This is a genomic window from Halomonas salinarum (assembly GCF_012062845.1).
GTDB lineage: Bacteria > Pseudomonadota > Gammaproteobacteria > Pseudomonadales > Halomonadaceae > Onishia > Onishia salinarum.
This window is the reverse complement of sequence record NZ_WWNB01000046.1, coordinates 1-1,330: the sequence shown is the minus strand read 5'-3', so window position 1 is coordinate 1,330 and position 1,330 is coordinate 1. Positions and strand designations below refer to the sequence as shown.

The following is a 1,330-nucleotide window of genomic DNA, read 5'->3' as shown; positions in this document are numbered from 1 at the left end:
GGTTCATCGCAGACTGGCGTGAAAGCGAAGTGGTCTTAGGTAGAGACGGGATAGAGAAACGACGGTAAATCCGAGTAAGCTGATGTTCACCACAAACGTCTGCTCACGGATACCGCCGTTGCCATGGATGCTACCCCGCTCTGCCTGTTCTGGAAAGGTTTCACCGTCGCTCACCACGAGTTCCTGGACCCCCAGACGCTACGGCTCCAGTTGGAGCCCGATGACCGGATACTCCCTGTCTGTAGCGGCTGCGACCATGCCTGTTTCCTGGTGCACGACGTCCACCGCCGACGGGTCCGGGAAGCGCCGTTGCTGATCTACCGAGTCGAGCTGGAAGTACCGGTACGGCGCCTTCGCTGCCCCGCCTGTGGTCCGACCCGAGAGCGCATTGATTGGCTACCGGGGCGTTCGCCGGTCACCACCACGCTGCGCCAGTGGGTGGAGCGCCTGGTCACACTGCTGCCGATCCGGCATGTCGCCGACCTGGTGGGGCTGCACTGGCATACCGTCAAGACCATCGACAAGCAGCGTCTGCAGCGCGATCTGCCCGTGCCGGACCCGACACGACTGCGCCGCCTGATGATGGACGAGTTCGCCCTGCACAAGGGGCACCGCTACGCCACGGTCGTCGCCTGCGCCGACACCCAACAGGTGGTCTGGATCGGCGAGGGCCGCTCACGAGAGGCGATACGCCCGTTCTTCGAGTGGCTGGGCGATGCCCGAGAGCATATCGAGGCAGTCGCCATGGACATGAACTCGGCCTTCGATCTCGAGGTGAAGGCCCAGTTCCCCAGCGCGGCAGTGGTCTACGACCGGTTTCATGTGGTGGCCAAGTACGGGCGCGAGGTGATGGATCGGGTGCGCGTCGATCAGGCCAACCAACTGCGTGGCGACAAGGCCGGCCGCAAGGTCATCAAGGGCAGCCGCTGGCTGTTGCTGCGTAATGCCGACAACCTCAAGCCCGAGCAGGCGGTGAAGCTGGACGAGCTGCTGGCGGTCAATGCCTCACTGACCACGGTGTACCTGCTCAAGGACCAACTCAAGACGCTGTGGTTTGCCGACGATGAGGCCGCCGCGCGCGGTGCCTGGCAGGAGTGGGCTGGTATGGCCCTAGGCAGTGGCATTGACGCGCTGGTGCGCTTCACCAGGAAGTTGGAGCCCTACCTGGAGGGAATCGTTTCCAGCGCCCAGCATCGACTGAACACCAGCGTGCTGGAGGGCATGAACAACCGGATCAAGGTCATCAAGCGGATGGCCTATGGGTACCGCGACACGGCGTACTTTTTTCTGAAGATCCGTGCCGCTTTTCCCGGCAAAGTGCGGTGAACCT

Annotated in this window: 1 protein-coding gene; it reads left to right on the top strand. The window is 63.0% G+C overall.

The window, feature by feature from the left end; translation table 11 throughout:
* The first annotated feature begins 123 nt into the window (after nt 1-123).
* Nucleotides 124-1,326, top strand: a complete 1,203-nt coding sequence (locus tag HF027_RS15425; RefSeq protein ID WP_168017155.1) for an ISL3 family transposase — start codon at nt 124-126, stop codon at nt 1,324-1,326.
* Nucleotides 1,327-1,330 lie beyond the last annotated feature (4 nt).